The 26,909-nt window shown below is 65.5% G+C and carries 23 protein-coding genes and 1 pseudogene; 13 read left to right on the forward strand and 11 right to left on the reverse strand.

Annotated elements, in window-relative coordinates; genetic code table 11:
- Nucleotides 1-2: 2 nt before the first annotated feature.
- From RE429_RS15830 to RE429_RS15855, 6 genes are all read right to left on the reverse strand, one after another.
- On the reverse strand, nucleotides 3-1,985 hold the full coding sequence (locus RE429_RS15830) for a heme lyase CcmF/NrfE family subunit (RefSeq protein WP_414471681.1): 1,983 nt from the start codon (nucleotides 1,983-1,985) through the stop codon (nucleotides 3-5).
- Nucleotides 1,986-1,999: 14 nt separating this feature from the next.
- A complete protein-coding gene (gene ccmE / locus RE429_RS15835) occupies nucleotides 2,000-2,458 on the reverse strand; it encodes a cytochrome c maturation protein CcmE (protein WP_414471682.1) in 459 nt (152 codons plus the stop codon).
- Nucleotides 2,455-3,546 (reverse strand): c-type cytochrome biogenesis protein CcmI, encoded by a 1,092-nt coding sequence (gene ccmI, locus RE429_RS15840; protein WP_414471683.1) that lies wholly within the window; start codon nucleotides 3,544-3,546, stop codon nucleotides 2,455-2,457. Before ccmI ends, ccmE begins: the two co-directional genes overlap by 4 nt.
- Before the next feature lie 98 nt (nucleotides 3,547-3,644).
- Nucleotides 3,645-5,042: a sensor histidine kinase gene (locus tag RE429_RS15845; RefSeq protein ID WP_414471684.1), complete on the reverse strand. Its 1,398-nt coding sequence runs from the start codon at nucleotides 5,040-5,042 to the stop codon at nucleotides 3,645-3,647.
- The gene (locus RE429_RS15850; RefSeq protein ID WP_370438333.1) at nucleotides 5,039-5,716 is read right to left on the reverse strand and encodes a response regulator transcription factor; all 678 of its coding nucleotides are present in this window, start codon (nucleotides 5,714-5,716) and stop codon (nucleotides 5,039-5,041) included. The genes RE429_RS15845 and RE429_RS15850 overlap by 4 nt, the downstream gene beginning before the upstream one ends.
- Nucleotides 5,717-5,732: 16 nt before the next feature.
- The gene (locus RE429_RS15855) at nucleotides 5,733-6,047 is read right to left on the reverse strand and encodes a PepSY domain-containing protein (protein ID WP_370438334.1); all 315 of its coding nucleotides are present in this window, start codon (nucleotides 6,045-6,047) and stop codon (nucleotides 5,733-5,735) included.
- Nucleotides 6,048-6,370: 323 nt separating this feature from the next.
- Here RE429_RS15855 and RE429_RS15860 point away from each other — a divergent pair, with 323 nt between their 5' ends.
- From RE429_RS15860 to RE429_RS15870, 3 genes are all read left to right on the forward strand, one after another.
- Complete coding sequence (locus RE429_RS15860; RefSeq protein ID WP_414471685.1) at nucleotides 6,371-6,616, forward strand: YdcH family protein; 246 nt, start codon at nucleotides 6,371-6,373, stop codon at nucleotides 6,614-6,616.
- Nucleotides 6,617-7,003: 387 nt separating this feature from the next.
- Complete coding sequence (locus RE429_RS15865; RefSeq protein WP_414471686.1) at nucleotides 7,004-7,747, forward strand: S1 family peptidase; 744 nt, start codon at nucleotides 7,004-7,006, stop codon at nucleotides 7,745-7,747.
- 184 nt (nucleotides 7,748-7,931) lie between these two features.
- Entirely contained in the window at nucleotides 7,932-8,729 is a 798-nt protein-coding gene (locus tag RE429_RS15870) for a S1 family peptidase (RefSeq protein WP_414471687.1), read from the forward strand.
- A gap of 312 nt (nucleotides 8,730-9,041) precedes the next feature.
- Here the strand turns inward: RE429_RS15870 and RE429_RS15875 are convergent, their stop codons facing one another.
- From RE429_RS15875 to RE429_RS15885, 3 genes are all read right to left on the reverse strand, one after another.
- Nucleotides 9,042-9,272: a hypothetical protein gene (locus tag RE429_RS15875; RefSeq protein WP_414471688.1), complete on the reverse strand. Its 231-nt coding sequence runs from the start codon at nucleotides 9,270-9,272 to the stop codon at nucleotides 9,042-9,044.
- A 192-nt stretch (nucleotides 9,273-9,464) separates the two neighbouring features.
- A complete protein-coding gene (locus RE429_RS15880; RefSeq protein ID WP_414471689.1) occupies nucleotides 9,465-9,665 on the reverse strand; it encodes a hypothetical protein in 201 nt (66 codons plus the stop codon).
- A 461-nt stretch (nucleotides 9,666-10,126) separates the two neighbouring features.
- Nucleotides 10,127-10,438: a hypothetical protein gene (locus tag RE429_RS15885; RefSeq protein ID WP_414471690.1), complete on the reverse strand. Its 312-nt coding sequence runs from the start codon at nucleotides 10,436-10,438 to the stop codon at nucleotides 10,127-10,129.
- A 240-nt stretch (nucleotides 10,439-10,678) separates the two neighbouring features.
- Between RE429_RS15885 and RE429_RS15890 the strand changes: the two genes are divergently transcribed.
- Both RE429_RS15890 and RE429_RS15895 read left to right on the forward strand, forming a co-directional pair.
- Nucleotides 10,679-11,758, forward strand: a complete 1,080-nt coding sequence (locus RE429_RS15890; protein WP_414470626.1) for an IS4 family transposase — start codon at nucleotides 10,679-10,681, stop codon at nucleotides 11,756-11,758.
- Nucleotides 11,759-12,304: 546 nt separating this feature from the next.
- On the forward strand, nucleotides 12,305-15,577 hold the full coding sequence (locus RE429_RS15895) for a hypothetical protein (RefSeq protein WP_414471691.1): 3,273 nt from the start codon (nucleotides 12,305-12,307) through the stop codon (nucleotides 15,575-15,577).
- 67 nt (nucleotides 15,578-15,644) lie between these two features.
- Here RE429_RS15895 and RE429_RS15900 read toward each other — a convergent pair whose 3' ends face one another.
- Nucleotides 15,645-16,676, reverse strand: a complete 1,032-nt coding sequence (locus tag RE429_RS15900; protein ID WP_414471692.1) for an endonuclease/exonuclease/phosphatase family protein — start codon at nucleotides 16,674-16,676, stop codon at nucleotides 15,645-15,647.
- 292 nt (nucleotides 16,677-16,968) lie between these two features.
- Between RE429_RS15900 and RE429_RS15905 the strand changes: the two genes are divergently transcribed.
- The 5 genes and pseudogenes from RE429_RS15905 (at nucleotide 16,969) to RE429_RS15925 (ending at nucleotide 22,783) form a co-directional block, all read left to right on the forward strand.
- Nucleotides 16,969-17,124, forward strand: coding sequence for a hypothetical protein (locus tag RE429_RS15905; protein WP_414471693.1), 156 nt, complete (start codon nucleotides 16,969-16,971; stop codon nucleotides 17,122-17,124).
- Nucleotides 17,125-17,491: 367 nt separating this feature from the next.
- Nucleotides 17,492-18,953 (forward strand): annotated as a pseudogene (locus RE429_RS15910) (sensor histidine kinase).
- A gap of 135 nt (nucleotides 18,954-19,088) precedes the next feature.
- A complete protein-coding gene (locus RE429_RS15915; RefSeq protein ID WP_414471694.1) occupies nucleotides 19,089-20,177 on the forward strand; it encodes a TRAP transporter substrate-binding protein in 1,089 nt (362 codons plus the stop codon).
- 373 nt (nucleotides 20,178-20,550) lie between these two features.
- On the forward strand, nucleotides 20,551-21,168 hold the full coding sequence (locus RE429_RS15920; RefSeq protein ID WP_414471695.1) for a DUF2939 domain-containing protein: 618 nt from the start codon (nucleotides 20,551-20,553) through the stop codon (nucleotides 21,166-21,168).
- Between the two features lie 505 nt (nucleotides 21,169-21,673).
- A complete protein-coding gene (locus RE429_RS15925; RefSeq protein ID WP_414471696.1) occupies nucleotides 21,674-22,783 on the forward strand; it encodes an AI-2E family transporter in 1,110 nt (369 codons plus the stop codon).
- On the opposite strand, the gene RE429_RS15930 is transcribed toward RE429_RS15925, so the two are convergent.
- Nucleotides 22,749-23,243: a YcgN family cysteine cluster protein gene (locus RE429_RS15930; RefSeq protein ID WP_414471697.1), complete on the reverse strand. Its 495-nt coding sequence runs from the start codon at nucleotides 23,241-23,243 to the stop codon at nucleotides 22,749-22,751. The genes RE429_RS15925 and RE429_RS15930 overlap by 35 nt on opposite strands.
- A gap of 220 nt (nucleotides 23,244-23,463) precedes the next feature.
- Between RE429_RS15930 and RE429_RS15935 the strand changes: the two genes are divergently transcribed.
- The 3 genes from RE429_RS15935 to RE429_RS15945 are packed head-to-tail and all read left to right on the forward strand — an operon-like array spanning nucleotide 23,464 to nucleotide 26,905.
- Entirely contained in the window at nucleotides 23,464-25,674 is a 2,211-nt protein-coding gene (locus RE429_RS15935; protein WP_414471698.1) for a transglycosylase domain-containing protein, read from the forward strand.
- A gap of 47 nt (nucleotides 25,675-25,721) precedes the next feature.
- Complete coding sequence (locus tag RE429_RS15940) at nucleotides 25,722-26,345, forward strand: DUF1214 domain-containing protein (RefSeq protein WP_414471699.1); 624 nt, start codon at nucleotides 25,722-25,724, stop codon at nucleotides 26,343-26,345.
- A complete protein-coding gene (locus RE429_RS15945) occupies nucleotides 26,342-26,905 on the forward strand; it encodes a hypothetical protein (protein ID WP_414471700.1) in 564 nt (187 codons plus the stop codon). Before RE429_RS15940 ends, RE429_RS15945 begins: the two co-directional genes overlap by 4 nt.
- Nucleotides 26,906-26,909: the final 4 nt, after the last annotated feature.

The following is a 26,909-nucleotide window of genomic DNA, read 5'->3' on the forward strand; positions in this document are numbered from 1 at the left end:
CTTTACTCGGCGGGAACGGGCGCGGCGGCGGAGGCCCTGGCCCGCACCGGAGCGCCGATCCGGAGCCGCCGGTCGGTCAGGGAGATGCCTCCGCCTAGGGCCATCACGAGCGCGCCGATCCATATCAGCAGCACGAGCGGCTTGTAATAGAGCCGCACGCCCACCGAACCGTCGGCCTGCATCTCGCCGAGGCTGACATAGACCTGGCCCAGGCCCACCGTCATGATGCCCGCCTCGGTGGTCGGCATGCCGCGGGTCACATAGAGGCGCTTCATGCTCTCCAGCGGCCCCAGCGCCCGGCCCTGGCGAAGAATGGTGAAGACCGCCGCATCCTCCCGGTAATTGGCCTCGGTGCGGGGAACGATCCGCTCGAGGCGAGCCTCGTAGTCGCCTCCCCGGATGCTCTCGCCGACCTTGACCGAGGCCAGCGACTCCACGCCCCAGGCGGTGGCCGCGATGCCGATGACCGTGAGGCCGACGCCTGCATGGGCCAGCACCGTGCCCCAGGCGGAGCGCGGCAGGTTCGCGGCCTTGCGCCAGGCGACCGACAGGGACGTGCCCCTGGACCAGGCGCGCGTCACGATCTCGTTGAACGAGCCGAGCACCAGATAGACCCCGAGGCCGATCCCGAGCGGCGCGGCGACGGGCCCGCCATAGGTCAGGGCGAACAGGCCCATCGTGACGAGGAGCGCGAGGCCGAATACGGCATAGAGGCGCTGCGCGGTGCCGAGGAAGTTTCCACGCTTCCAGGCGAGCGTCTGGCCGAGCGGCAGGAGCAGGAGCAGCGGAATGATGAGCGGCAGGAAGGTGAAGTTGAAGAACGGCGCGCCGACGGAAATCTTGTCCTCGGTCAGCACCTCCAGGGCGAGCGGATAGAGCGTGCCGATCAGAACCGTCGCGCAGGCCGTCGCCAGGAACAGGTTGTTCACCACGAGCGCGCCCTCGCGCGAGATGGGGGCGAACAGGCCGCCCTGCTTGAGCAGGGGCGCGCGCCAGGCGAAGAGCGCGAGCGAGCCGCCGATGAACAGGATGAGGATGCCGAGGATGAAGGTGCCGCGCTCCGGATCGACCGCGAAGGAATGCACCGAGGTCAGAACGCCCGAGCGCACCAGGAAGGTGCCGAGCAGGGAGAGCGAGAAGGTCAGGATGGCGAGAAGGATAGTCCAGACCTTCAGGGCGTCGCGCTTCTCCATGACGACCGTGGAATGCAGGAGAGCCGTGCCCGCGAGCCACGGCATGAGCGAGGCGTTCTCCACCGGGTCCCAGAACCACCAGCCGCCCCAGCCGAGTTCGTAATAGGCCCAGTACGACCCCATGGCGATGCCGAGCGTCAGAAACGCCCAGGCGCCGAGGGTCCAGGGCCGGACGATGCGCGCCCACACGGCGTCGATCCGCCCGTCGATCAGGGCGGCGATCGCGAACGCGAAGGAGATCGAGAAGCCGACATAGCCGATATAGAGGAGCGGCGGATGGATCGCGAGGCCGGGATCCTGCAGCAGCGGATTGAGATCCTGTCCCTCCGCGGGAGCCGGAATGATCCGGGTGAACGGATTCGACGTGAGCAGGATGAAGAGCAGGAACGCGATGGTGATCGCGGCCTGAACCGCCAGCGTGTTGGCCTGGAGCCGCAGCGGAATGGTGTTCCGGGCGAGAGCCACGACGGACCCGAACAGCGCGAGGATCAGCACCCACAGGAGCATCGAGCCCTCGTGGTTCCCCCATACGCCGGAGATCTTGTAGATCAGCGGCTTGGCCGAATGCGAATTCTCGACCACGTTCACGACGGAGAAGTCGGAGGTGACATAGGCGAAGGTCAGCGCCAGGAACGAAAAGGCGATGCAGGCGAAGACGGCGAGGCCCGTCACGGGCGCCACCGACATCAGCACGGGATCGTTGGCGCGCGCGCCCCAGAGCGGCACGACGAGCTGGATCACGGATAGCCCGAGCGCCAGCGCAAGCGCGAAATGTCCAGCCTCAACGAACACCAGGCTCTCCTTCTCTACTGCGTCTTCGGCGCGGCGTTGGCCTCACCCTGCCAATGCCCCTGCTTCTTGAGCGTATCGGCCACCTCGCGGGGCATATAGTTCTCGTCATGCTTGGCGAGAACGGAATCGGCGCGGAACAGGGTGGCGCTCTCCAGAACGCCTTCGGCCACGATGCCCTGCCCTTCCCGGAACAGGTCGGGCAGCAGCCCCTTGTAACGGACCTCGATCGCGCCCTGCGCATCCATCACCTCGAAGGTGATCTGCTGGTCGGACCCGCGCTGGACGGAGCCCTCCTTCACGAGCCCTCCCAGGCGCAGGCGCGTACCGGGCTGAACGTTCTTGGCCTGGATGTCGGCGGGGGAGTTGAAGAACACGATCGTGTCGTTCATGGCGTAAAGCACAAGACCGAGGGCGATCGCCAGGATGCCTCCCGCGAGGCCGATCAGGGTCAGACGTCTCTGCTTTCTTGTCATGGTCCTGCGTCAGTCAGTTTCATGTCGCGCGCCGTCGCGTCGATGATCTTCAGCCCGGCCTCGTCCTGCGCCAGGGCCTGGCGGGCCCGCTCGGCGGTGGCCCGCGCCTTGTCGCGCTGCCCGAGAACCGCATAGGAGCGGATCAGGCGCGCCCATTCGTCGGCCGATCCGCCTTGAGTCTCGAGACGCTCGGCGAGCCCCGATACCATGCGGGCGATGTCCTCGGCGCCCATCCGGGGCGCATCGCCCGGCTGCTCCGCGGCGGGTTGCTCACCGCCGAGACCGGCCAGGCGCTGCCGGACGACGCCGACCCACGGCGCCCCCTCGGGCGAGGAGGCGAGAATCTCGCCGTAGGCCCGTTTGGCCTTCTCGACCTGCCCGTCCTGCTCGGCCGCGATGGCGAGATAGAAGCGCGCCTTCGGCGCGGTCTTGTCCAGCGCCACCGCCTGCTCGAATACCTTCTGGGCGTCGGCCGAGACGAGGCCGTCATTGGCGAGCACCATGGTCTCGCCGAAATTGGACAGCCGCTCGGGGCTCGGGCCGAGATAACGCACCGCGGACTCGTAGGCCCGGACGGCCTCGTCGATCCGCCCCATCCGGATATAGACCGGAGCCACCACTTCCCAGCCGCGTCCGTCCTCCGGGTTCTTGGCCAGATGGGCCTCGATCTGGGCGACGGCGCCCATGAGGTCGAGTCTCTGGCCCGTATCCTGAGCCTCGGCCTCACTCTGCCGCGGCGGGTGGGTCATGAGATGCGGCGACCCATAGGCCCCGTAAAGGACGAGCGCGATGATCGGGATCAAGGACAGGGCCAGCGTCGAGGCCGCCCTGCGCCGCCGAAGGGCCGGTTCGCCGAGAGCCGCGAAGGTTTCCGGGTCCGCTACGCCGGTCGCGCGCAGAAGCCGGCGCCCGGCCTCGACCTTGGCGGCCTCGGCCTCGCTTGGAAGAAGCGCGCCGCGCTCGCGGTCGCGGTCGATTTCGGCGATCTGTTCGCGGTAGAACTGGGTATCCGGGTCAGCCTGTCGCGCGGCGAGCGCACGATGACGCGACAGCGGCCAGAGCACCGCCATCACGGCAGCCGCCGTCATCAGTAACAGTATGATCCAGATCACCATGTATTCCCAAATACTCCGAGTCCTCGTCAAGCACGACGGTGGCACGGTGTCACGCGTAAATGTACATAAGGCTAGCCTCTATCCCCCGGCAGCTCGAGCACGCATCGAAGTCCGCCGAGGGGAGCTGCATCGAGCTTGAGCGATCCCCGATAGAGAGCCGCGAGATCGCTGACGATCGACAGCCCCAGACCGGATCCGGGCTTCGTTTCGTCGAGGCGGCGGCCGCGCTTGAGGACCTCGGCCCGCGCCGCTTCCGGAAGCCCCGGACCGTCGTCGTCGATCAAGAGGCGGAAGCGCGGACGGTCGTCGTCCTCGCGGATGATCTCGATGGATATCTCGACCTTTCGGGAGGCCCATTTGGCGGCGTTGTCGATCAGGTTGCCGGCCATCTCCTCCAGATCCTGCTTCTCGCCCCTGAACCGGAGATCGGGCGGAATCGCGAGCTCGAACGCCAGGTCCTTGTCGCGGTAGATCTTGGCGAAGGTCCGCGCGAGGCTCGCCATCACGGGCTCCACTTCCGTGAGCGTTCCGAGCGTCCCGGCCAGAGCCGCCGCGCGGGCGCGGTCGAGATAGTAATTGACCTGATCGCGCATCAGGGCGGCCTGCTCGCGCACGCGGGCAGCAACCTCGTCGGGAGCGTTCTCCGCCTCGTTCATGATGATGCTGAGCGGAGTCTTGAGGGCGTGGGCCAGATTGCCGACCTGGGTGCGGGCGCGCTCCAGGATCTCCCGGTTCGTGTCCAGGAGAAGGTTCAGCTCGCTCGCGAGCGGCGCGATGTCCCGGGGATATTCGCCGGCGATCCTCTCCGCCTCCCCGCGCCGGATGGTGCCCAGGGCGCTGCGGAGATTGGAGAGCGGCCTCAGGCCGAAACGGATCTGCAGGAGCGTGGAGAAGCCGAGCGCCAGCCCGAGCAGCGCGAAGGTGACGGTGAGCGCGAACAGAAAATCGCGGACGCCGATGTCGATTTCATCCGCCGGACCCGCCACGCGAATGATGTAGCGGCCGTCCTCGCCCAGGTCGATGTCGCGCTCGACGATGCGCAGATTGCGCTCGTCCGGCGCCTTGCCGTAGCCGCGTCGGATCTGCCCGAAGCGGTCGTCGGGGCTGATGGTGAGGCTCGGGATCTGTCCGCCGAACAGGGATTTGGACGAGCGGATCTCGCCCGGCTTCGCGTTGGGCCGCGCCACCTGCCAGTACCAGCCGGACAAGGGCAGCTCGAAGCGCGGATCGCCGATCGGGCCGAGGTCGCGGTCGGGATCGCCCGGGGCCACGAGGTTGGACGCCAGGGTGTTGGCATAGACGAGAAGGCGCTGGTCGAAGGCCCGCTCCGTATTGTCGCGGTAGAGCGCCTGCAGGATGAGCCCGGCGATGAGGAGGATCGCGAAGCTCCAGAAGACGGAGGAGACCGCGAGCCGGACGGCGATGGGCCGGCTCGCGAAACGGTTCAGGATCGGGCGTAGACCGCTCACGGCTTCGGATGGGTCTGGCTCGCGTCGAGGAGATAGCCCAGGCCGCGGACGGTCTGGATGATATCGACGCCGAGCTTCTTGCGCAGGCGGCCGATGAAGACCTCGATGGTGTTCGAATCCCGGTCGAAGTCCTGATCGTAGAGATGCTCCGTCAGCTCGCCGCGCGAGACGATGCGCCCCGTATGGTGCATCAGGTAGGACAGGAGCCGGTATTCATGCGAGGTGAGCTTCACCGGATTGCCGTCGACAGCCACCCGGCCCGAGCGGGTGTCGAGCTTGACCGGGCCGCAGGCGATCTCGCTCGTGGCGTGGCCGGTGGCCCGGCGCAGCAGGGCGCGGACGCGCGCCAGGAGCTCCTCCATGTGGAACGGCTTGGTCACGTAATCGTCGGCCCCGGCGTCGAAGCCCTGGACCTTGTCGCTCCAGCGGTCGCGGGCGGTCAGGATGATGACGGGGGTCTTGCGGCCCTCCCGGCGCCAGGCCGTGAGGACGGACACGCCGTCGACCTTGGGCAGGCCGAGATCGAGGATGATGGCGTCGTAGGGCTCGGTGTCCCCGAGGAACTGTCCTTCCTCGCCGTCGAAAGCCGTATCGACCGCGTAGCCCGCCTGTTCGAGGGCGGTCACAATCTGTTTATTGAGGATCTTGTCGTCCTCGACAACGAGAAGGCGCACGTTTCGAGCTTTCTTTTCACTGGACCGATTTGACCCGCCCGGACGAGCCGTCGATCGTCACTTGAACGATACGGCCGTCCTTTTGCAAGGCCATGATCACATAAACCAGGGCGTCGCTGCTGCGGCAGAGGCTCGCCCGCACCACATCCGCGTTCGGAACCTGACGGCGGGCCGTCATGACGGCGGAAGCGGGCGCGACGACGCCCTTGGAGGCCACGGCCTCCTGCATTTCCCGGGGCGGCAGGCAATTGTTGAGGGCCGAGGTCGCGCTTTGCGCGGACGCAGCCCCCACCATTCCCCACACCGCGATGACCAGCCAAACCAGACGCATGCCGCCTTGTGCCTTTTGAGCACTGAATGAATTCTGAATGCCAGGGCACCGGCCCCTGAAGCGGATCCGCGCTTTCGGGACCGACGCTCCCGTCTCGGAAGAGCGCATCGGATCGCCGGGCGGAGCCCTCGAGGGCTCCGCCCGGCGCGACAGTCTAGCTCGCAATCGTCCGGGTGGCCAGGATCCGGAAAACCGTGGAGGCGGCGATGCCGACATCGAGGGCAAAGCGGACCTCGTGACGATGAAACGAAGAAAGACGGGGTGGCGTTGTCGTCCGACAGGACGATCAGACACAGGACGATCAGACACGGAGGCAGCAGGCGATGAGCAATGCTCCCAACGACCTCACCGAGGATTTCCCGGGCAGGGCCGACCGGATTCACCAGCTGAAGACGACCAACAACCGCTTCTCGCGGCTCTATGACGAATACAACGACCTGAACCGCACCATCCACCGCATCGAGACCCGGGTGGAGCCGCAATCGGAGGAAGCGGAGGAAGAGCTCAAGCGTCGCCGCCTGCAGATCAAGGACGAGATCATGGCGATGCTCGACAACGAGAGCGCCTGAGAGCAGGGCTCCCTCCATCCCGCGCCGGCCTCGGGCGATGGCCGGCCAGCGCACGAGATCGCGCGCGACTTCGCGCGTCGTCCGTTCGTCATCGCCTGTCGTCGTCATGGTCTGTCTTCGTCACGGTCTGTCTTCGTCATGGCCGCTCCGGGACTTGATCCGGGGATCGGTCCTGGCCATCCACGTCTTGGAGGCGCTGTGCGGAGAAGACGTGGATGCCCGGCCCAAGGCCGGGCATGACGACGGAGAATGCATCCCCCTCCCGTCACGGGCATCCACGTCGAGGCGGAGATAGGCCTTCACGGCGGACAATGATATGGGCTCGGATATGGGCTCGACGGCGGGGTCCTCCACGAATACCGGGATCGTCGCAACGGGAATCCTTTCATGATGAAACGTCTGATCACGCTCTCTCTCGCCCTCCCGCTCGCGGCGACCGGAGCGAAGGCGATCGTCGGCGGCGCGGAGGACCAGGGCCCTCTCGCCAGCCGGAGCGTGATGGTGCTGAGTTCGAACGGGGGCGTCTGCAGCGCCGTCGTGGTGGCGCGCGACGTGGTGCTCACCGCCGCCCATTGCGTGACGGGCGCGGACGAGCACCGGGTTCATTTTCGCGACGCGGCGGGCGAGCCGGTGCTGATCCCCCTCGCCGCCAAGGCCGTGCATCCGGGCTACAACGCGAAGGCCATCCAGACCCGCCAGCGCTCCATCGACCTGGCGCTCGTGCGGATCCCCGAGGCCCTCCCCGAGCGCTTCGAGCGGGCGATGCTGACGGCCGCCCCGCCCGCCAAGGACGAGCCCATCGTCGTCGGCGGCTACGGCCTCGCCCGGGAGGGCGACGCGAAAACGACCGGAACCTTCCGCACGGCGTCCTTAAGGGTCACGGAGCCCTACGGCCCGAGCCGGATCCTGCTGTGGACGCAAGGGTCCGGCGCCATGGGGGCCTGCCAGGGCGATTCCGGCGGCCCGATGGCCTCGGGAGCGCTGATCGCCGCCGTCACGTCCTGGTCGTCGCCCACCCGCGGCAAAAGCTGCGGCGGCATCACGCAAGGCATCCTTCTCGGCCCGCAGAAGGACTGGATCGACCGCACGCTGAGAGCCTGGAACCGTGCGGCCTCCTGGTCGGGCGATTAGCGCATCGTGCGAGAAAGTGGGAACCGGTTTTGCGTGAAAAGATGGTCGGGATCACAATGTTGAAGTGTCGGATGCAGGTTCGATTTCACGTCCGGTGATCACGGTGCTGGAAATTTCGGGCCCGATGGAACTATCCTCTCGCGACAGGCCTTCCCCACCATTGCGATTCCTCCCCCATATTCAGATGCGCGCGCTTTCAATCCTCGTTTTCACGGCTTTGACATTCCTCACGAGCAACGCGCAGGCCGTCTTGCTGGGAGCGACATCGCGGGATCCGAACGGCCTGCGGCGCTCGGTCGTATCGATCGAGAATTCCACGGGCGAACTCTGCTCCGGCGCTCTCATCGGCCCGGGTCTCGTCCTCACGGCGGCCCATTGCGTGACCGACGCCGCCACCTACCGGGTCGTCAGCGTCAACAAGGCTTTCAAGCCACAGCGCGTCGGGGTCATTGCGCTGGCCGTCCATCCGAGCTTCGTCACAGGCACGACCCCGCGCACGCAGCCTGGCGTCGACCTGGCGATCCTGCTCCTCGAACGTCCGCTCGGCGGCGATTTCCTGCCGCTCGACCCGAGCCTGTCCGGCAGGATCAATGTCGGCGACGATGTGACCATCGCGGGGTTCGGCGTCTCGAATGAGAGCCTCAAGGGCACGGCGCGCGTTCTGCGTCAGGCCAATCTCGTCTCGCTCGGCCCCATCAAGGTCGCCAATCGCGTCCTGATCGTCGCCGACCGGGAGCGGCTCGCCGAGACGAGCGGCGCGGGAGCGTGCCGGGGCGATTCCGGCGGACCGATTCTCGCCGCGACGCAGAACAGCTATCTGCTCTACGGCATCGTGAGCTGGTCGAGCGGCGCCTTGCGCAGCGGCGGTACCAGCGCCTGCGGAGGGCTCACCGCGGTCACGCCCCTCATCGACCATCTCGGATGGATCCGGCAGGCGATCGCCAGCCTCACGGCCCGCAACGGAGCATGGGCGAGGCACTGAGCCCGCGGCGCGGGAGCGGTCGAGTGCGTCGGCGATGCGGGTGAGCCTTTCATCCGTCACCACGTCGCTCGACAGGCGCGGCTCGATCTCGGAGAGGCGCGTGTCGTTGGTGTCCTTGGTGTCGTTGGTGTCCTTGAAGATTTTGAAGGCGCGGGCGAAATCCTCGAACGCCCATGCGACGTCGCTGGACGACGATTTGGTTTCAACACCAGGCATCAAGTCGATCCGAAAGCGTTTGAAAAAGGATCGGGCTCGAACGAAAAGGCCCGCCGATCGGCGGGCCCTCGGATTCCCTTGAACGGAAATGGGTGGTCAGTGGTGCCGGTAATGGCGATGACGGGTGGTGCGGCGGGTGCTCGCCTGCACCTGATGCGTTACCGACGGTCCGGCGGCGGCCCCGATGGCTCCGCCGACGAGCGCGCCGGGCGGACCGGCCACGGCACCGACGCCTGCGCCGACCGCCGCACCGCCGACACGTTCTTCCGTGGTGGTGCAGGCTGCGGCCGCGAGGCCGATGAGGACGACGAAAGCAAGCTTCTTCATGAAACAACTCCCGAGACAGCGGACGACATCACGGGCAGCGCCCGCATCGTCCGCTTGCCTGCGGGCTTGCGTGTAACGCGCATCTCCTGCCAAGGTTCAGGAAAATAATCGAGCGGCGGCTCGAATGGATGAGGGCAGGCCCTGGCGGGCCCGCTTCACGGCTTCCACTTGCGCGCCGGGGCGAGGTTCGGATCATGGAGAATCTCCCTTGTGACGGCGGTTGAAGAGGGACAGCTCGCGCACGAATTCATCGAAGCGGCGGTTGGCCGCGAACAGATCGCGCAGAGTCATGGCGAGCAGCGTCGAGGCCCCGCTCGCCCAGACGAACAGGGCGAGATGGGCGAGATCGCCGCGGCTGATGATCGCCTCGGCGACTTGATCGATAATGTTCATTATTTGTTCTCATGCAATGGAGCCCCCGATCCCTGAGGCGGTTGAAATTATCTCGCTTTGCCAAAGCGTTAACTCAGAAGTCCGGCGAGCCGCGGGCCAGAGCATCGAACGCAAAAGTGGGAACCGGTTTTGCGTGAAAAGATGCTCATGCAAGTGGAGCATCGAACGCGGGAAGCGGGAACCGGTTTTGCGTGGAAAGATGCTCGAAAACAGAGACTGACGGCATCGGATTCAGGTTCGATGTCACGTCCGATTCCCGAGAGCGAATTGCATTCTGACGGGATCAGAATGCCTGCTCTATCTCTTTGATGAAGCATCGGCCGTCGCGCCGATATGGGCCGCGCGGTGCGCAGACCCGGACCCGTCAGCGGAATGAAGCTCTGTCATCCCCTTTCTTCATCAGCCCCTTGCCGTCATCCCCGCGAAGGCGGGGATGACGGCGGGTGCGGGGATGTCCTGCTTTATGCGGCGACGACCCCGCGCGTGGCGATGCCGTCGCCGCCCATGACTTCGACGAAGCGAGCCGTCGGCTCGCCCTCGATCATGGGAGCGATCTCGCCCCAGAGGCTGCGGACATACGGCATGGAATCGCGGGCGGCCTGCTCATCGTCGAAAAAGGCCACGACGGTGAACTCGCCGTGCTCGTCCATCAGCCCAACCCATTCGCGAAGGCCGGGCTGGCCGTAGATCCTGGTCTGGTTCTCTTCGCGCCACCGGCGCATGTCGTCGAACTTGTCGGATTTCACGCGGAACGTCGTCAGTCGTGCATACATGGCGGCCTCCTTCAGGAGGGAAGCTGGCGTCAGGCCAGCGCTGCACCGGATACGACGATGAGAGTTTAGATCGTCCCCGGCCGCTTGGGAATCCAAAAGCGCTGCGCAAAACCGGGCTCCCCGGCAGCATGATCGGGCTACAGCATCGGTCGTGAAGTCGGACCCCACAGTACACGACAGTCTGGTGGTGGACGGTGCGATCTGGTGGAGTAGCGGATTCTTCGCCAAAAGGATCCTGCTATGCCGATCTGTCTTCGCACCGCCCTGATGCGGACTTTAGCGCCGCACCTGGGTCTGAGCCAATCCCGTCTGGAAACCGCCTGCCTGTTTCTGGTCGCGCTGATCCAGGGCCGCACGGTCAACCTGACCCATGTCGCCAGCCAGTTTCCCGGACCGGCCCGCTATGCCTCGAAATACCGTCGCCTGCAACGCTTCTTCCAGGTTGTGCGCTTCGACCAAACGGTGGTGGCCGCCCTGGTGGTCCGCATGCTCAACCTGTCGCGGCCGAAATGCCTGGCGCTCGACCGCACGCACTGGAAGATCGGCCGCCGCGACATCAACATCCTGGTGCTGGCCATCGTCACGCGCCGCTTCCGGGTGCCGCTGCTGTGGAGCGTTCTCACCCATCCGGGCAACAGCACCAGCGCCCAGCGCATGGCCCTGATGCGGCGCTATCTGGCCCGGTTTGGGCCCGACACCATCGAGCTGCTGCTGGCCGACCGTGAGTTCATCGGGGCCGACTGGATCAAGTTCCTGATCGACCACGACATTCCGTTCGCCATCCGGGTCAAGGAGGACTTGCGCCTGGCGCTCGCCGACCGGCAGCTGTGGTCGATCCGGACCCTGTTGCGCACCAAGCGCGCACGCCACCTCATCCACACCGTCGACGTGTTCCTGCCCGACCACCCGACCCCGCTGCGGCTCGCCGCCCGCCGGATCAAAAGCGGCCAATGGCTCGTCGTGCTGACCAACCGCACCGATCCGCGCCGGGCGTTGCAGACCTATCGCCGGCGCTGGGCGATCGAATGCCTGTTTGCCGAGGCCAAGACGCGCGGCTTCAACCTGGAGGATACGCACCTGGCCGATCCGGGCAAGATCGAAACCTTGACCGCCCTTCTGGCGCTCACCATCACCTGGGTTTACGCCACCGCGTCGCGCACCATGGGGCTCAAGGCCATCCCACGAAAAGTCCATGGCCGGCGCGCGAAGTCATGGTTCCGCACCGGCCTCGATACCCTCAGGCAGGCGCTCTTCAACACCCCTCACATCGCCGCAAACGCATGGACGGCAAAATGTCCGATCAGGCTCAAAGCAACATGAGTCGTGTACTGTGGTCGGACCCACATCCGATGCTGTAAGTCTATGGTTTTCTGAGCATCTTTCCACGCAAAACCGGTTCCCACTTTTGGGTCCGATGCTCCAGCGCATCGTGCGGACCCGGCGGGCCGCGACAGCGAAGCGTGGACCCGGTTTTCGCAGCAAGCCATCCGCGGTTTTATGGGGAGAGCATCGAACTGATAAAAAACCGCCCAAGCGACGTCAAAGCGGTGCCTGGGCGGTGGAGGTTCCGGTGACGCGATGGAGCGGGACTGGTTTCGCTCGCACTTCGTCAGTGTTCATGTTTTGTACTCTTTCAGCGTCGCGCTGTCAAGCCGCAGTTTCCGCCCGCGCCGCGTCCCGGATCGCTCGCCGGCGAGCGGAAGGCGCCGTTGCAAGGTTTGGGCGATTGTCATCACACCCTGTCCGGACGCCCTGGGGCGATGCTGGGAGACGGTCGGAAGCGAAGCCCTCGGCCTCGACGATCCCAGCTTGCGCCCGGCCGAATAATGATACAATACAACATTCGTATCATAAGGGGACGAGACGATGGATTTGAAGCTCACAGTTGACGAGTATCTGGCTGAAACGGGAGCCTTCGACCCCGATGATCTCGTCATCATCCAGGACGATCCCCTGAACATCTATGCGCTCGACGCGGCTTGGTTTGCGCAAATGTCCGCCGACAATGTCGATTTCCTCGACAGCTGGACCGACATTCTTTTTCTCACGGCGGCCCAGATCGGCGCTCTTGGGGCGGTTCGCCTGCATCCCAGCGATGCGGCGATTCTTTACGATTCCGCCGACAGTCTCGAGCATCTGACGCCCGAGGACATCACATCGTTCGCCGGCAAGGGCATCGACTTCATCGACTGCTCCGACGACGCGTGGAGCATGAATGCGGCTCAAGCCGTCGCCCTGGCGCGCTCGGCCATCGTTTTCATGCCCGACGACGTGACGATTGTGGGAGACACGTCCGACAATATCGCCAGCCTTTCCGCAGCCGAACTCGCGATGCTGGCCGAGAAGGGCCTCGACGGTCTTGGCTCCATAGACGGCGATCTGGTCCTCAACGCGGCGCAAGCCGACATTCTGTCCGGCGCATCCGTGGCGCTCCTCTCGACGGGAGCGGTGGTTCTGGCGGATGCGGGCGCGCGCATCGCCGCCCTGACGGCTGCCCAGATGACGGCGCTCGCCGACCAAGGCGTCAGCCTCATCGACGCCCGGGACGGCTTCTTCGATCTGCTGACCCTGGATGCCGCACAGGCCGCCGCTCTCGCGGAGACGTCCATCGGGTTTTCGGCGGACGACACGGTGGTCGTGTCGGACAGGGGAGCCAACATCGCGAGCCTGAGTGCGACGCAGCTCGCGACGCTTCTCGAACGGGGCCTCAGCGTGATCGATGCGACCGACGGGCAACTGGTTCTCGATGCGGCTCAAGCCGCGACCCTGGCAGGAGCATCCGTCGCCCTGACGGCCTCGACCATGGTGGTGGCGGACAGAGGCGCCCATATCGCCGCCCTGTCGGCGGATCAGCTCGCCGACCTGGCCGAGAAAGGCCTCGGAGCCCTGGACGCCTTGGACGATCTCCTGATCCTGGACGCGGCCCAGGCCATGATCGTTGCGGACTCGCCGATCACTTTGACCCAGCACGACGAAACGATCCTCTCGGATACGGGCGCGAACATCGCAGCCATGTCCCTGAGACAGCTCGCCGCGCTGGTGGACAAGCGGCTCGATACGATCGACGCGACGGACAACGTCCTGGTCCTGGATGCCGCGCGAGCCGCCGTTCTGGCCGATTCCCCGATCGGTCTGACGGCCGGCGACAACGTGAAATTGTCCGATACGGGCGAGAACATTTCGGCCCTGACTCCGGCGCAGATCTTCTCTCTCGGGTTCAAGGGGCTGGATCGGATCGACGTCACCGACAATCGGCTGGTGCTGAATGCGGACCAGGCGGCCTTCCTGGCGGAGACCTCCGTCGATTTCGCGGCAGGCGACACGGTGGTGGTCGCCGATACCGGCCAGAACATCGCTGCGCTCACCCCTGGACAGATCGCCATCCTCGGCGTCATGGGCGTCGATACGCTTGTTGCCACCGACAACCGGATTGATCTTTCGGCGCTCCAGTTCGCGGCTCTCGGGTCGCTCGGTTTGAGAGCGGAAGACCAGATATCCGTCTCGGATACGGGCGCGGCCTTCGCGGATCTCACCGTGGCGCAGATCGCAGACCTCACCACGAAGGGTGTCGACACGCTGGACGCCATCGACAACCAAGTCGTGCTCTCCGCCGCCCTTCTTCTGGCCCTTGGAACCCTGAACTTCAGCGCGGGCGACCGGGTCCGGTTGGTGGATACCGGCCGGAACATCGAGCGCCTGACCCCGGCGCAGATTCAGGCGCTCGTCGACAAGGGCATCGACAGCCTCGACGTGAACGACGATCCTCTCAGCCTGTCGGTGGCGCAATTCAACGCTCTCGAGCCGATTCGCCTCGTCACGACCGGCCTGATGACGCTGACCGGTACCGGCGCGAGCATCGCGGCCCTGACTCCGGCGCAGATCGGCGCCCTGATCGCCAAGGGCCTCGATGCCATCGATGCCACGAGCGATCTGACCCTTACGGCCGCCCAGTTCGCAGCTCTCGGCACTCTGACCCTGAGCGACGACGATGTCGTGGCGGTGTCCGACACGGGCGCCAACATCGCCGCCCTGACGGCGAGGCAGATCGCCGCCCTCATCGCCAAGGGCGTCGATACGCTGGATGCGACCGACGATCAGGTTGCGCTCTCGGTGGCGCAATTGGCCAATCTCGGCACTCTGAACCTGAGTGCCGGCGATCGCGTGACCGTCACGGATGCGGGCGAGAACATTTCCGCCCTGACCCTGGCCCAGGTCGCGGCCCTCATCGCCAAGGGCGTCGATACGCTGGACGCCATCGACGAGCAGGTGACGCTCTCCGTCGCGCAATTGTCGGCTCTCGGCGCGCTTTCCATCAGCGCGAGCGACACGGTCGCGGTCGTGGACACGGGCGCCAATTTCGCCACCCTGTCGGCGGACAGAATTGCCGGGCTCATCGCCAAGGGCATCGACGTTCTGGACGCGGTCGACGACCGGATCGTGCTCTCCTCCGCTCAACTGTCGGCCCTCGGCTCCCTGAGCTTCAGCGCGGGCGACATGGTCACCCTGCGTGACAACGGCGCGACACTCGCGGCTTTGACCCCGGCGCAGATCGGCGCGCTCATCGCCAAGGGCGTCGATACTTTCGATGCGATCGACAACCGCATCACTCTGTCATCGGCTCAAGTGTCCGCCCTCGGTTCCCTGCACCTGGGTTCGAACGACATCGTCAGCATCAGCGGAACGGCAGGCAGCAACACGATCACCGGAACCAGCGTCAGCGATGCAATGTTCGGTCTCGGCGGCAACGATACCCTCGGGGGCAGCGCGGGGAACGACACGCTGAACGGCGGCACCGGCAAGGACGTCCTCACGGGCGGCGCGGGCCGTGACACCTTCGTGTTCAACACCGCCCTGAATTCCCGGACGAATGTGGATCGCATCACCGACTTCCGGCCGGTGGACGACACGATCAAACTGGAGAACGGGGTCTTCCGCGGCCTGACGCGCACCGGCACGTTGTCGAAGGCGGCCTTCCACGTCGGCGCTGCTGCCCATGACGGGGACGATCGGATCATCTACAACAAGACCACGGGGGCCCTGCTCTACGACGCGGACGGCAACGGCAAGGGAGCGGCGCTCCAGTTCGCCACCCTCTCCAAGGGTTTGGCCGTTACGAATCTCGATTTCGTGGTGATCTGAGAACGGCCGCTCGAAGCGTGCGGGGACAGGCGCCGAGGGCTCCCCGCAACGCCCCTTCCGTCGCACGTCATGTGTCGAATGAGACATCGACGACGACCATCTCGTGATCGGAGATGGGCCGCCCCTCCTCGTCCAGGGATGGAACGACCTGCGGATTTTTTGCCGCGGCGCCGCGCACGAAAAGCCAGTCGAGCGTTCCGAACGGGCGCGGATGCGCCTTCGACAGGCTATCGCGCTGAGTCGGCGCGGCGAGATTTGCGCCCGCCCAGGAGAACCCCGCTTCGCGAAGATCCGCAAAAAGCGGTTCGAACCGATCGGGCTCTTCGATCAGGAGAGGCTGATCCCCCTCGCCTTTCGGCAGCGCCTTGGTGTTGAAATCTCCGCCGATGATGCAGGCCTCGCCCGGCGCGAGCCGATCCAGCGCTTGCAGCAGATTCCGGATTTGCGCCTGCCGGTCGGCGGCATCCGTTTTGCTTTCGAGATGCAGGCTCACCACCCAGAGCGGCTTCGGTGCGCCCGCCACCCGCGCGGCGAGCGCGATTCGCCCGCCGATTCGTCGCTGCGCGCCCTCGAATCCCGCAAACCACCGGCCGCTCTCCTCGAGCGGAATCAGATGCGGCCGCTCCAGCGCGAGGCCGCTGACGATGGCGTTGCCGTGGAGCCCGCAGACATTGCGCCCGCCCGCATGGCGGTGCATCTCCTCCCGGTCGCCGAGATCGAGCTCCACGAATTCGACGCCGAAGACATAGCCGTCCCCGGCCGCGCCCGCGACGTCGCGAACGGTATGAACGTTGCCGGAGCGCGCCATGCCGATATCCGCCTCGCTCAGGAGCAGCACGTCCGCGCCGGTCCGCTCCTTCAGCCGCACGACCGCATCGGGCCGCGTCAGCCGCTCGGCGTTCAGGGCCGCGATCCGCAGCCGATCGGGACATGCTTCGGCCTCGCGCGCGGGCTGGAATTCGAGGATGTGGAAAGCGTCGATCCGCTGCAGAAACGCGGCATGCGCGGACGGATCCGGCGCGGTCCGGCGCGCCTCCGCCAGGAGAGCTTCATCCGGACAGGGAAGATTTCCGACGCTCCGATCGATCAAGGGTCGCACGATGATACGCTCCTAACGCGTTTTGCTTTTCCAGAGCTGCTTTCACCTTAGGGGAAGCAGCTCTTGTTCTTGGCTCATTCTTGTTCTTGGCTCATTCTTGGCTCAACCGCATTTTTTGGGCGGCGAACCGAATCCGCTTCGCCGAAAATGCTCTCGACCCAGATAATGCGCCCGGCGACATCCGTGAGCCGCATCGCGCGAAAACCGCAAGAAAAATTGCGGGACGAAATTAGGAACTTCTTTGTCTCTTTGGGATTATTAGGACGCACGACTATCTTCCGGGAGAAAGCCCATGCTCGCCTGGGCTACGATCATTGCGCTCGCCACGAGCGCGCTTTCCTCGATCCTCGATCCAGCCATCGTGCTGAACGTCGCCGAGCTGCTCGGCGTGACGGCTCTGTTCGCTCTGGTCTGCGCCGCGGAAGCCTTCAGCGAGCCCCGAAACTGATTCCTTCGTCACAGCAGGTCCGGTCTTCGCGGTCGGGCACCCGCGTCTCGTGCATCATCATCCGAAGGCGAGCGGATGCCGACGGAAGCGGTCGGCGAATGCCGGGCTGTTCCTGAGCCGTCAGCGGATATGGATCGCCGCCTTCGCGGGGATACCCGAAGGGCGTCGATGGCATGAGAGGCAGGGATGGCGGTCGGGTTCCGGGCACGCCTCCGGGACGGTCTTCGGATCGGCGGAGACCGTAAGATTTTGTTCCGGCTGACGTATCCACTCCGCAACCGAACAGCGAGGATTGCGGATCGAATGCAAGGTGATTATATATCGTGACATGACCGCGCCTCGCTCCATCGCGACTCCCGCCTCCGACATGCAGCCGGTTCCTGACGATCTCATTGTCGCGAAGGCATACGAAAGGCCTCGGGGCCTCAACGGCGGCGCGGTTGCGCACGTTGCCGTCCGCACCGCGGAGGCGAAGGCCGACGAGAGGCTCGCGGCCCTTCTCGACGGAATCGGCGACGCCTTCTATTCCCTGGACGGCGACTGGCGCTTCACCTCCGTCAACCGCGCGGCGCAGGAGCATTTCGGCATCCCGGCCGGCGAGATGCTCGGCCGCGTGATCTGGGACGTCGCTCCCGGTTCCGAGGGAACGGAGCTGCGCAGGCGCTACGAAGACGTCCTCGGCACGGGCGTCGCGGCCTCATTCGAGGCGAGGTCCGTCATCGCTCCCGACCGGACTCTGGAGTTTCGGGTCTTTCCCTATGACGGGGGCATCGCCGTCAGCTTCCGCGACCGGACCGAGCGATGCAGGGCGGAGGATTATCTGAAGGAGAGCCAGGCGCAGCTGAGCGCGCTCGCGGATCATCTGCCGCTCGGCATGGTCTACCAGATGAGCGACGCGGACAATCTCTTCGACCGCCGCTTCATCTATGTCTCGGCGAGTTGCGAACGGCTCAACGGCGTCCCGGCCGAACGCGCGCTCGACGATCCGTCGGCGCTCTACGACCTGCTCCTGCCGGAATTCCGCGAGCCCATGTTTCGGAGGCAGACCGAGTCCCACGTCACGGGCGAGCCCTTCGACATGGAAGTCGTCATCCGCCACGGCGCGACGGGCGAGCCGCGATGGCAGCGGATCGTGGCGACGCGACGGCCGCTCCCCGATGGCGGCGCCGTCTGGGACGGGCTCCAGATCGATATCACCGATCACAAGCAGTCGGACGAGCATCTGCGCCTTCTCATCCACGAGCTCAATCATCGGGTGAAGAATACGCTTGCAACGGTTCAGTCCCTGGCGGCCCAGAGCTTCGGGCGGCTCGCAGCCCATGCGGACGACGAGGTCCGGGCGGCGCGGCGCGCCTTCGAGGCGCGGCTGCTCGCCCTCGCGCGGCCATGACGTGCTCACCCGCGAGAACTGGGAGGGCGCGCTCCTGTCCGATGTCGTGAGCGAGGCTTGCGCGCCCTATGGGGCGGCGGGCGGCGCGGAAGACGCGCGCATCGCGATCGGGGGACCGGACCTGCGCATCGCGCCGCCGATGGCGCTCAGCCTGTCCATGACCCTGCACGAGTTGTTCACCAACGCCCTCAAGTTCGGCGCCCTGAGCCGTCCCTCGGGGCGGATCCGCATCGGCTGGTCGGTCCTGACGGACTCCGCCGGATCGCGGCTGAGGATGCGCTGGGAGGAGCGCGGCGGTCCTCCGGTCGGCCCCCCGTCGCGCATGGGCTTCGGCTCGCGGCTGATCCAGGCCGGACTCCCGCGGGAACTGAACGGCACGGCGCATATCGCCTACGAGCCGGCGGGCGTGGTCTGCTCCATCGACGTGCCGGTCTCATGAGCCGCCGGAAGGAGTTTTCACACGTCCTCTCCGCCATTGGTCGATAACGGCGTTATCCCTTCTTGCGAACAGAACGAAATTAGGTGTCAATTGGGGCAAGTGACTGAAGTCACGGCCAGAGAGGAAAATAAAACTATGAAACGTCGTCAATTTTTGCAGGCCGCCGCAATCGGCACCGCCTCGACGGCGGTGGCGGCTCCCGCCATCGCGCAGACGATGCCGGAGATGAAGTGGCGCCTGCAATCCGGATTTCCGAAGTCCCTCGACACGATCTACGGCGCGTCCGAAGTGATCGCGAAATTCGTCTCGGAGGCTACGGACGGCAAGTTCCAGATCCAGCCTTTCGCGGCCGGCGAAATCGTCGGCACGCCGCAGGTGGCCGATGCGGTCGGCAACGGCACCATCGAGATGGGCCATACCTGCTCCTATTATTATTTCGGCAAGGACCCGACCTTCGCGATCGGCACCGCCCTGCCGTTCGGGCTCAATGCCCGCCAGCAGAACGCCTGGCTCTATCACGGCGGCGGCACCGACCTGCTCAACGAGTTCTATGCCAAGCACAACATGTACGGCATGCCGGCCGGGAATACCGGCGTGCAGATGGGCGGCTGGTTCCGCAAGGAGATCAAGACCGTCGAAGATCTCAAAGGTCTCAAGATGCGCATCGCGGGCCTTGCCGGCATGGTGCTGGCGAAACTCGGCGTCGTGCCGCAGCAGATTCCGGGCGGCGACATCTACCCGTCGCTCGAGCGCGGCACCATCGACGCCGCCGAATGGGTCGGACCCTACGACGACGAGAAGCTCGGCTTCGCCAAGGTCGCGCCGTTCTACTACTATCCCGGCTTCTGGGAAGGCGGACCGTCCATCCACCTGTTCATCAACAGCGCGAAATGGAAGGAGCTGCCGAAATCCTATCAGGCGATCCTGACTGCCGCCGCCGGCTACGCCAACAACGACATGCTGGCGAAATACGACGCGCGCAATCCCGCCGCCCTGCGGCGCCTGCTCGGCGCCGGCACGCAGCTGCGCCCCTTCTCGCAGGAGATCATGGAATCCGCCTACAAGGCCGCCAACGAGGTCTATGACGAGGTGTCCGGAAAGAACCCGGACTTCAAGAAGATCTACGAAAGCATCCGTGGCTTCCGCAACGAGGAGTATCTCTGGTTCCAGGTGGCCGAGTACGCCTACGACACCTTCATGATCCGCGCCCGCGCCCGCGGGTAAGCGCCTCTCCAGTCCGCGCGCTTCCGCTATCCCGGGACAGCCGCAGGCTGAGCCCGGGATCCATCTTCGCGGACGGCGCGGAATGGGGCGCGGGCGATCCGAAGCGCTGTTCTTCGACTGTCGCGGACCCGGGTCCCGTCTTCGCGGGGATGGCGGCCGCGATTCAGGTGCAGGCCTTCGCGGGAACCACGCGAGAGCCGGGTGCCGGCGAAGAGTGGGTGACAGGACGAGGATACGGTCCTCCCGACGCCCTCGGACGAACCGTGGATTGCGAAAGGGCGGCCATTCGGTTGCCCTTTTTCCGACTCGGGCGTTCCCCACATTGAGGACCCGCCGGCTGTCGCGCACCCCGCGCGGACGAGGCGAGAGCCGGGTGCCTCGGGAAGGAACGGTCGACGACATGCGCTGGACGGTACGGATCTGCTTTCTCCTCTTCCTGGCCTGGGCGATCTTCATGGTCTCGCCCTTCGTGGGCCTGTACGACCTCGGCAAGGCGGTCGAGGCCAAGGACCTGAAGCGAATCGAGGAGCGCGTGAATTTCACCGCCCTGCGGGCCTCCCTCTCCCGTCAGATCCTCGGCGAGTACCTGAAGGACAAGGACCTGGACGGGGCAGAGCTCGACGTCGCGACCCAGGCGGGAAGCTCCGTTCTCAACCCGGTCGTGGAACAGCTCGTGACGCCCCAGGCTCTGGTCGATCTGTTCGAGGACGGCTGGCCCGAGCGGGCGACGGGCCGAAGCCCGAACGGCGCGGCCGCCGCTCGCCTCCAGATCGGCTACGGCTCGCCGGAGCTCGCGTGGAAGACCTTCTTCTTCTCGGAGGCGCAGGGCTTCAGGAGCATCACGATCCCGGTTCCCGTCGATCAGCCGAAGGACAGGCAATTCAGGATCACCATGCGTCTGAAGAACCTGACCTGGCGTCTGAGCGGCATCGAATTGCCGGCTCCCTTGCGGGAGGAGCTGATCAAGCGCGCGTCCATCGCCTCACGCTGATCCTGAACTCCGCTGTCCCTTCTTGGAGGAGCGCATCGTTCCGGCGAAGAACCGGGGCCACTTTTCCGCACGATGCTCCATTTTAGAGAAGCGCATCGTTCCGGCGAAAAACCGGGGCCACTTTTCCGCACGATGCGCTGGAGAACCTCGCAAGAATTCCCGACGGGATTGTCCATGCCCCGGCAAGCGGTGCGTGGCTATTTTCCAGCCTCATCTTCGAGATCGATGAAATATCCGGCTAATGATGAGCAATCATCCAGCCGACGGCTGCCAGAGGAAAAACGGTTCCAAGCAAAAAGCAGATCACGTTCGAGGTCATTACATCCTTCCTCCTTCCGCACAATCAACCTTCTTTTCCGTTTTACGTTCCCGGACACGGCAGGAGCGCCCATCTCACAGCGCCGGCAGCCAAGCTGTACGAATTCGACATGAAAGCGCGAAGGCTCGTGACGGAACCCAGCTTTGCGGTTCCCATTGTCCCCCGTGACGAGCCCGGGGAGAGGTGATGGACGAAGACGGTTATTCCTTTCGCAAGATCATGGGCGATGCCGAGTTCGTGCGGAAAACGCTCATCGTCCTGGGGCTCGCCGTGCTCGCCCTCCTGCTTTGGAAGCTCGCGGATGTCGCGCTTCTGGCGTTCGCGGCCGTTCTCGTCGCGATCATCCTGCATGCCTTCGCGGACGTGCTCGCACGCTATCTTCGCGTGCCCGAGCGCTGGAGCCTGGCCGCCGCGTCCCTGCTCATCTTTGGCCTCTTCGTGGTCCTGGCCATTCTGTTCGGCACTCAGATCCGGTCGCAATTCGCCAACGTGGCCGAGCAGCTTCCCGTCGCCATCGACAGCATCAGCAGGAATTTCGGCTTCGGCTCCGTGACGGACAATCTGAACGACATGCTGAGCGACATACCGGCCGGCGGCATCGCATCGCGTCTCGCCGGGATCGGCGGCACCATCCTGGGCGGCCTGACGAATGCGGTGCTGGTGATCGTGGCGGGCGTGTACATCGCGGCCTCCCCGAACACCTATCTGCAAGGGGCGATCAAGCTCTTTCCGGTGCGCCACCACGAGCGCGTCGAAAGCTCGCTTCGCGCCTCCGGCGAGGCGCTGCGGCTGTGGCTGATCTCACAGCTCATCGCCATGACCTGCGTGGGCGTCCTGTCGACCCTGGCCTATTGGTGGATCGGCCTGCCCTCTCCCTATGCGCTGGGCCTGATCGCGGGGCTGGCGGATTTCATTCCCTTCCTGGGTCCATTCCTGGGAGCGGCCACCGCGGTCCTGATCGCCTTCACGATGAGCGGCGAGACGGCGCTCTGGACGATCCTCGCCGCGCTGGTCATTCAGCAGATCGAGGGCAACGTCATCCAGCCGCTGGTGACGAAAAACCTCATCGCCACCCCTCCGGCGCTCGCCCTCTTCGCCATCCTGATCGGCAGCGTCCTGTTCGGCACGCTCGGGCTGATCGTCGGCTTCCCCTTGGCCGTGGTCGTCTTCGTGCTCGTGAAGAAGCTCTATGTCCGCGAGACCCTGGGCGAGCCCACAACCATTCCGGGTGAGGACAAGGCAAAACAGGGGGAGGCCCAGATTAGCCGTCGGCCTCCTCCATCGGCCAGTCCGTGAGCCGTTCGAGGAGCTCCGCCAGGCTGAAATCCTCCTCGGGGCCCGCGACCCGGTCCCGCACGGACACGCCGGCGGCATGAACCGTCTCGGGATCGCCCGACACGAGGGGGTGCCACCAGGGCAGATCCCGGCCCTCGGAGACGAGGCGATAGGCGCAGGTTTTCGGCAGCCAGGACAGCCCCCGCACCGTCTCGGGGGTGAGCCGCACGCAATCGGGCACCTTGGCCTGGCGGTTCGGGTAATCGCGGCACCGGCAGGTCCCGCCGTCGAGAAGCGTGCAGGCCACGTCCGTGTAGAGTACCTCGCCCGTATCCTCATCCTCGAGTTTGACGAGGCAGCAGCGCCCGCAGCCGTCGCACAGGCTCTCCCATTCGTCGAGACTGAGCGCATCGAGCGTCTTGGCGCGCCAGAACGGCAGCTCCTCCGGCTCGGAGCGAGGATCGTGTGCGGTTTGGGACATGGGCGCTCTGTGGTCTCTCTTTGCGGCGGTTTGAAGGAAGGGTGCGGCAACACACGTCTACCGACCTTTTCCCCAGGCGTGGTACATCTATTTTGAACCGGAGAACCTGTTCGCGAGTTGTTGAAAAGACATTCCATAACGTGCAACCGTTGCCGTTAGGGAAACAAACGATCATAAGCAAGGTCTCAGGTATTCCTGACCCTCCCCCCGAAGGACCACCGTGCGCCAGCATCCCTCCACCCCTCTCTCGACACGGATCAAGCGTGCCGCGCTCTGGCTGGACGCGTGGCTGAACTCGTTTCTGTTCCAGAGCGGGCGCGGTCTGGCTTCGGCCTACGAATCCTATTCGGAAAAGATGAAGAGCCTGCGTTTCCGCGGGCCCCTGCGCGTGGTCCTCGACCTGACGAGCGAAGCGACGACCCTGGGCACCGCCGGCGGCATCGTCATGCTGGCCCTGGCGCTTCCGGCCTTCCGGGAGACCGAGGACGACTGGTTGAAGACCCAGGATCTCGCGGTCACCTTCGTGGACCGCTACGGGCAGGAGGTCGGGCGGCGCGGCCTGCATCTCGACGATTCCTACAAGCTCGAGGACTTCCCGGACTACATGATCAAGGCGGCGCTCTCGACAGAGGACCGGCGCTTCTACGATCACTGGGGTATCGATCCCATCGGCACCATGCGGGCGCTCGTGGTCAATACCCAGGGCGGCGGCGTGGTCCAGGGCGGATCCTCCATCACCCAGCAGCTGGCGAAGAACCTGTTCCTGACGAACGAGCGCTCCCTCGAGCGCAAGATCAAGGAAGCCTTCCTGGCCGTCTGGCTCGAATTCCACCTGACCAAGGATGAGATCCTCAAGCTCTATCTCGACCGCGCCTATATGGGCGGCGGCGCCCATGGCGTGGTGGCGGCGGCCGATTATTATTTCGGCAAGCCCGCCAAGGACCTGACCCTGGCCGAGTCCGCCATGCTGGCGGGCCTGTTCAAGGCCCCGACGAAATATGCGCCCCACGTGAACCTGCCGGCGGCCCGCGCCCGCGCCAACGAGGTCCTGCGCAACATGGTCGAGGCGGGCTTCCTCACCGAGGGCCAGATCCAGACCGCGCGGCGGAACCCGGCGACCCCGGTGAGCCGCGAGCGCGAAACGACGCCCGACTTCTATCTCGACTGGGCCTTCGAACAGGTGAAGGCTCTGGCCGCCGAGAAGAAGTTCGGCACCGAGCGCGTGCTCACCGTCAAGACGCCCCTCGACACCTCCCTGCAGCGACATGCGGAAGAGCTTCTCGAAAGCGAACTGCGCCAGAACGGGCGCCAGTACCGCGCGGGCCAGGGCGCGATCGTGGTCATGGATGTCGACGGAGCCGTCCGGGCCATCGTGGGCGGGCGCGATTACGGCCAGAGCCAGTTCAACCGCGCCACCAACGGCCTGCGCCAGCCGGGCTCCTCCTTCAAGCCCTTCGTCTACGCGGCCGCCTTGACCACCAATCCCAAGCTCAAGCCCAGCTCGACCGTGGTCGATGCCCCCATCTGCCTCGGCAACTGGTGCCCGCAGAATTACGGCCGCTCCTATGCCGGATCGATGCCACTGGTCTCGGCCCTGGCTCGCTCGATCAACTCCATCCCGGTGCGGATGTCGGTGGAAATCGGCAAGGGCAACGCGAAGGCCGGCCGCACCGTCATCATCGACACCGCCAAGCGCATGGGCCTGACCCATCCGCTGGCGAACGAGGCTCCCCTTCCCATCGGGGCCGCCGAGGTAACGCCGATCGACATGGCGTCATCCTATGCGGTGTTCGCGAATGGCGGCTATCGGGCCGATCCCTATGCCGCCTGGGAAGTGCGCAATTCCTCGGGAGAGGTGATCTACCGGCACGATCGCGACACGCCGCCCAAGCAGGTGCTGGAAACCCGCGTCGTCAACGACATGAATTTCATGCTCAACAAGGTGGTCACGGAAGGCACCGGCCGGCGCGCGGGCCTCGAGGGGATTCCCACGGCGGGCAAGACCGGCACGACCAACGCCTACAAGGACGCCTGGTTCGTGGGATTCACCGGCAATCTCGTCGCCGCCGTCTGGTACGGCAACGACGATTCCAAGCCCATGAACAACATGACCGGCGGCACCCTTCCGGCCCATACGTGGCACGAAGTGATGGACTTCGCCCACCAGAACCTGGAGATCCGGCCGATTCCCGGCGTCGACCCCGGTCCCTTCGCCCGCGTCGCCACGTCGAGCCGCCCGGCGGCCGACCAGGCGCAGGGTCCGACGTCCGCCTTCCTGGCCGGCACCCTGTCCCGGAAATCCTTTGAAGTTCTGGGAGGGATCGGCACCCTGTTCCAATCCGCCGAGCGCTCCATATCCACCGCGAAGGAAAGCGGCGTTCCGCGGATGACGGGCTCCGTCGAAGCGTCCCGCCAAGTGGCGATGCCGTAACGATGACGACCGAGGCTCTATTGACGAACGCCCCCGGGGCGGGTTCGATGCGCGCGCCCGACGCCGCATCCAAGCCCGTGACTTTTCGATCCGTCCCCACCGCATTGCTGGTTGTGTACGCGGTTCTTCTCGCGCTCGGTCTGGGACTGGGCTCGACCTATTGGATGCTCAAGGGCGAGCCGCCTTTCGGCAGATTGCGCATCGGCTCGTGGACGGCATGGCCCGCCCTCGGTTCGACCTCGGCCGATCCCTATATGCGGGCGATCCTGGCCGAACGCGGCGATGTTCCCCTGGCCACCGGCGAAGGCCTCGGGTTCACGGCGAAGACCGACAGTGAAGGCAGGGATCTCGATTCCGCCTGTACCTATCGCGTCGGTTCGGTGGCCCCGACAGCCCGCCTCTGGACCTTTTCCGTCTACGATCAGAACGGCCGCCTTCTTCAGACCGAACTGGGACGGAGCAGCTTCACCTCCGCGGAACTTCTGCGCGACGACGAGGATGGATTCGAGATCGCCCTCTCCCGCAACCTCCATGACGGCAACTGGCTCCAGCTTCCGCCTTCGGGCAGGTTCAGCGTCGTGCTCAGGCTCTACGACACGCCCGGCGCCGCGGGCACGGGGCTGACCGAGAGCGTCTTTCCATCCATCCGGCGCGTGGAGTGCGGCGCATGAGGGGCTGGGGTCGCTTTCTGATCGCCACTCTCTGCGGCCTTGTGCTGGCCGCGGGCGTGCATATCGCATCCATTCTGGCGACGCCGTATCTTGCCGAGAATGACGCCTTCTCCAAGGTTCAATCGACTCTCACGGCCGACGCGGCGCAGATCATCAGCGCTCCGGGCGGCACGGATACCTGGATGCCCCTGCCCGATCCGGCGGTCGCGGTCGCAGCCTGCGCGTTCGATCTGCGCAACGGCGCGATTCGGGTTTCGGCCCAGACCGGGCCGAACCTTTTGTCCTTCTCCTTTCACCGGAAATCGGGCGGCGTGTTCTTCGCCGTCACGGACCGTGCCGCCGTGCGCGGGGAATTGGAGATCGTCGCCATGACGGCGCGCCAGCTCGATGAGGCGCGGGCGGCGGAAGACGAGAACGAGCCCTCCCGCGACGTGCGGATCGTCGCTCCCGAGCAGCAGGGTTTCGTCATCGTGCGGGTGGCGGCTCCCACCGCCAGCCAGCGGCCGCAGGCCGAAGAGGCCGCGAAAGCCGTATCCTGCATCACCGAACCGACCGATTGAACCG

Source organism: Microvirga sp. M2, from assembly GCF_047497095.1.
Classification (GTDB): domain Bacteria; phylum Pseudomonadota; class Alphaproteobacteria; order Rhizobiales; family Beijerinckiaceae; genus Microvirga.

Excerpts from the sequence above, each read along its gene's own strand:
- RE429_RS15865 (WP_414471686.1), top strand. The coding sequence starts at position 7,004 with ATGATGAAACGTCTGATCACGCTCTCTCTCGCCCTCCCGCTCGCGGCG.
- RE429_RS15885 (WP_414471690.1), bottom strand. The coding sequence starts at position 10,438 with ATGTATGCACGACTGACGACGTTCCGCGTGAAATCCGACAAGTTCGAC.
- RE429_RS15915 (WP_414471694.1), top strand. The coding sequence starts at position 19,089 with ATGAAACGTCGTCAATTTTTGCAGGCCGCCGCAATCGGCACCGCCTCG.
- RE429_RS15855 (WP_370438334.1), bottom strand. The coding sequence starts at position 6,047 with ATGCGTCTGGTTTGGCTGGTCATCGCGGTGTGGGGAATGGTGGGGGCT.
- RE429_RS15905 (WP_414471693.1), top strand. The coding sequence starts at position 16,969 with ATGCTCGCCTGGGCTACGATCATTGCGCTCGCCACGAGCGCGCTTTCC.
- RE429_RS15925 (WP_414471696.1), top strand. The coding sequence starts at position 21,674 with ATGGACGAAGACGGTTATTCCTTTCGCAAGATCATGGGCGATGCCGAG.
- RE429_RS15875 (WP_414471688.1), bottom strand. The coding sequence starts at position 9,272 with ATGAAGAAGCTTGCTTTCGTCGTCCTCATCGGCCTCGCGGCCGCAGCC.
- RE429_RS15895 (WP_414471691.1), top strand. The coding sequence starts at position 12,305 with ATGGATTTGAAGCTCACAGTTGACGAGTATCTGGCTGAAACGGGAGCC.
- RE429_RS15860 (WP_414471685.1), top strand. The coding sequence starts at position 6,371 with ATGAGCAATGCTCCCAACGACCTCACCGAGGATTTCCCGGGCAGGGCC.
- RE429_RS15945 (WP_414471700.1), top strand. The coding sequence starts at position 26,342 with ATGAGGGGCTGGGGTCGCTTTCTGATCGCCACTCTCTGCGGCCTTGTG.
- ccmE (WP_414471682.1), bottom strand. The coding sequence starts at position 2,458 with ATGACAAGAAAGCAGAGACGTCTGACCCTGATCGGCCTCGCGGGAGGC.
- RE429_RS15890 (WP_414470626.1), top strand. The coding sequence starts at position 10,679 with ATGCCGATCTGTCTTCGCACCGCCCTGATGCGGACTTTAGCGCCGCAC.
- ccmI (WP_414471683.1), bottom strand. The coding sequence starts at position 3,546 with ATGACGGCGGCTGCCGTGATGGCGGTGCTCTGGCCGCTGTCGCGTCAT.
- RE429_RS15880 (WP_414471689.1), bottom strand. The coding sequence starts at position 9,665 with ATGAACATTATCGATCAAGTCGCCGAGGCGATCATCAGCCGCGGCGAT.
- RE429_RS15870 (WP_414471687.1), top strand. The coding sequence starts at position 7,932 with ATGCGCGCGCTTTCAATCCTCGTTTTCACGGCTTTGACATTCCTCACG.
- RE429_RS15930 (WP_414471697.1), bottom strand. The coding sequence starts at position 23,243 with ATGTCCCAAACCGCACACGATCCTCGCTCCGAGCCGGAGGAGCTGCCG.
- RE429_RS15940 (WP_414471699.1), top strand. The coding sequence starts at position 25,722 with ATGCGCGCGCCCGACGCCGCATCCAAGCCCGTGACTTTTCGATCCGTC.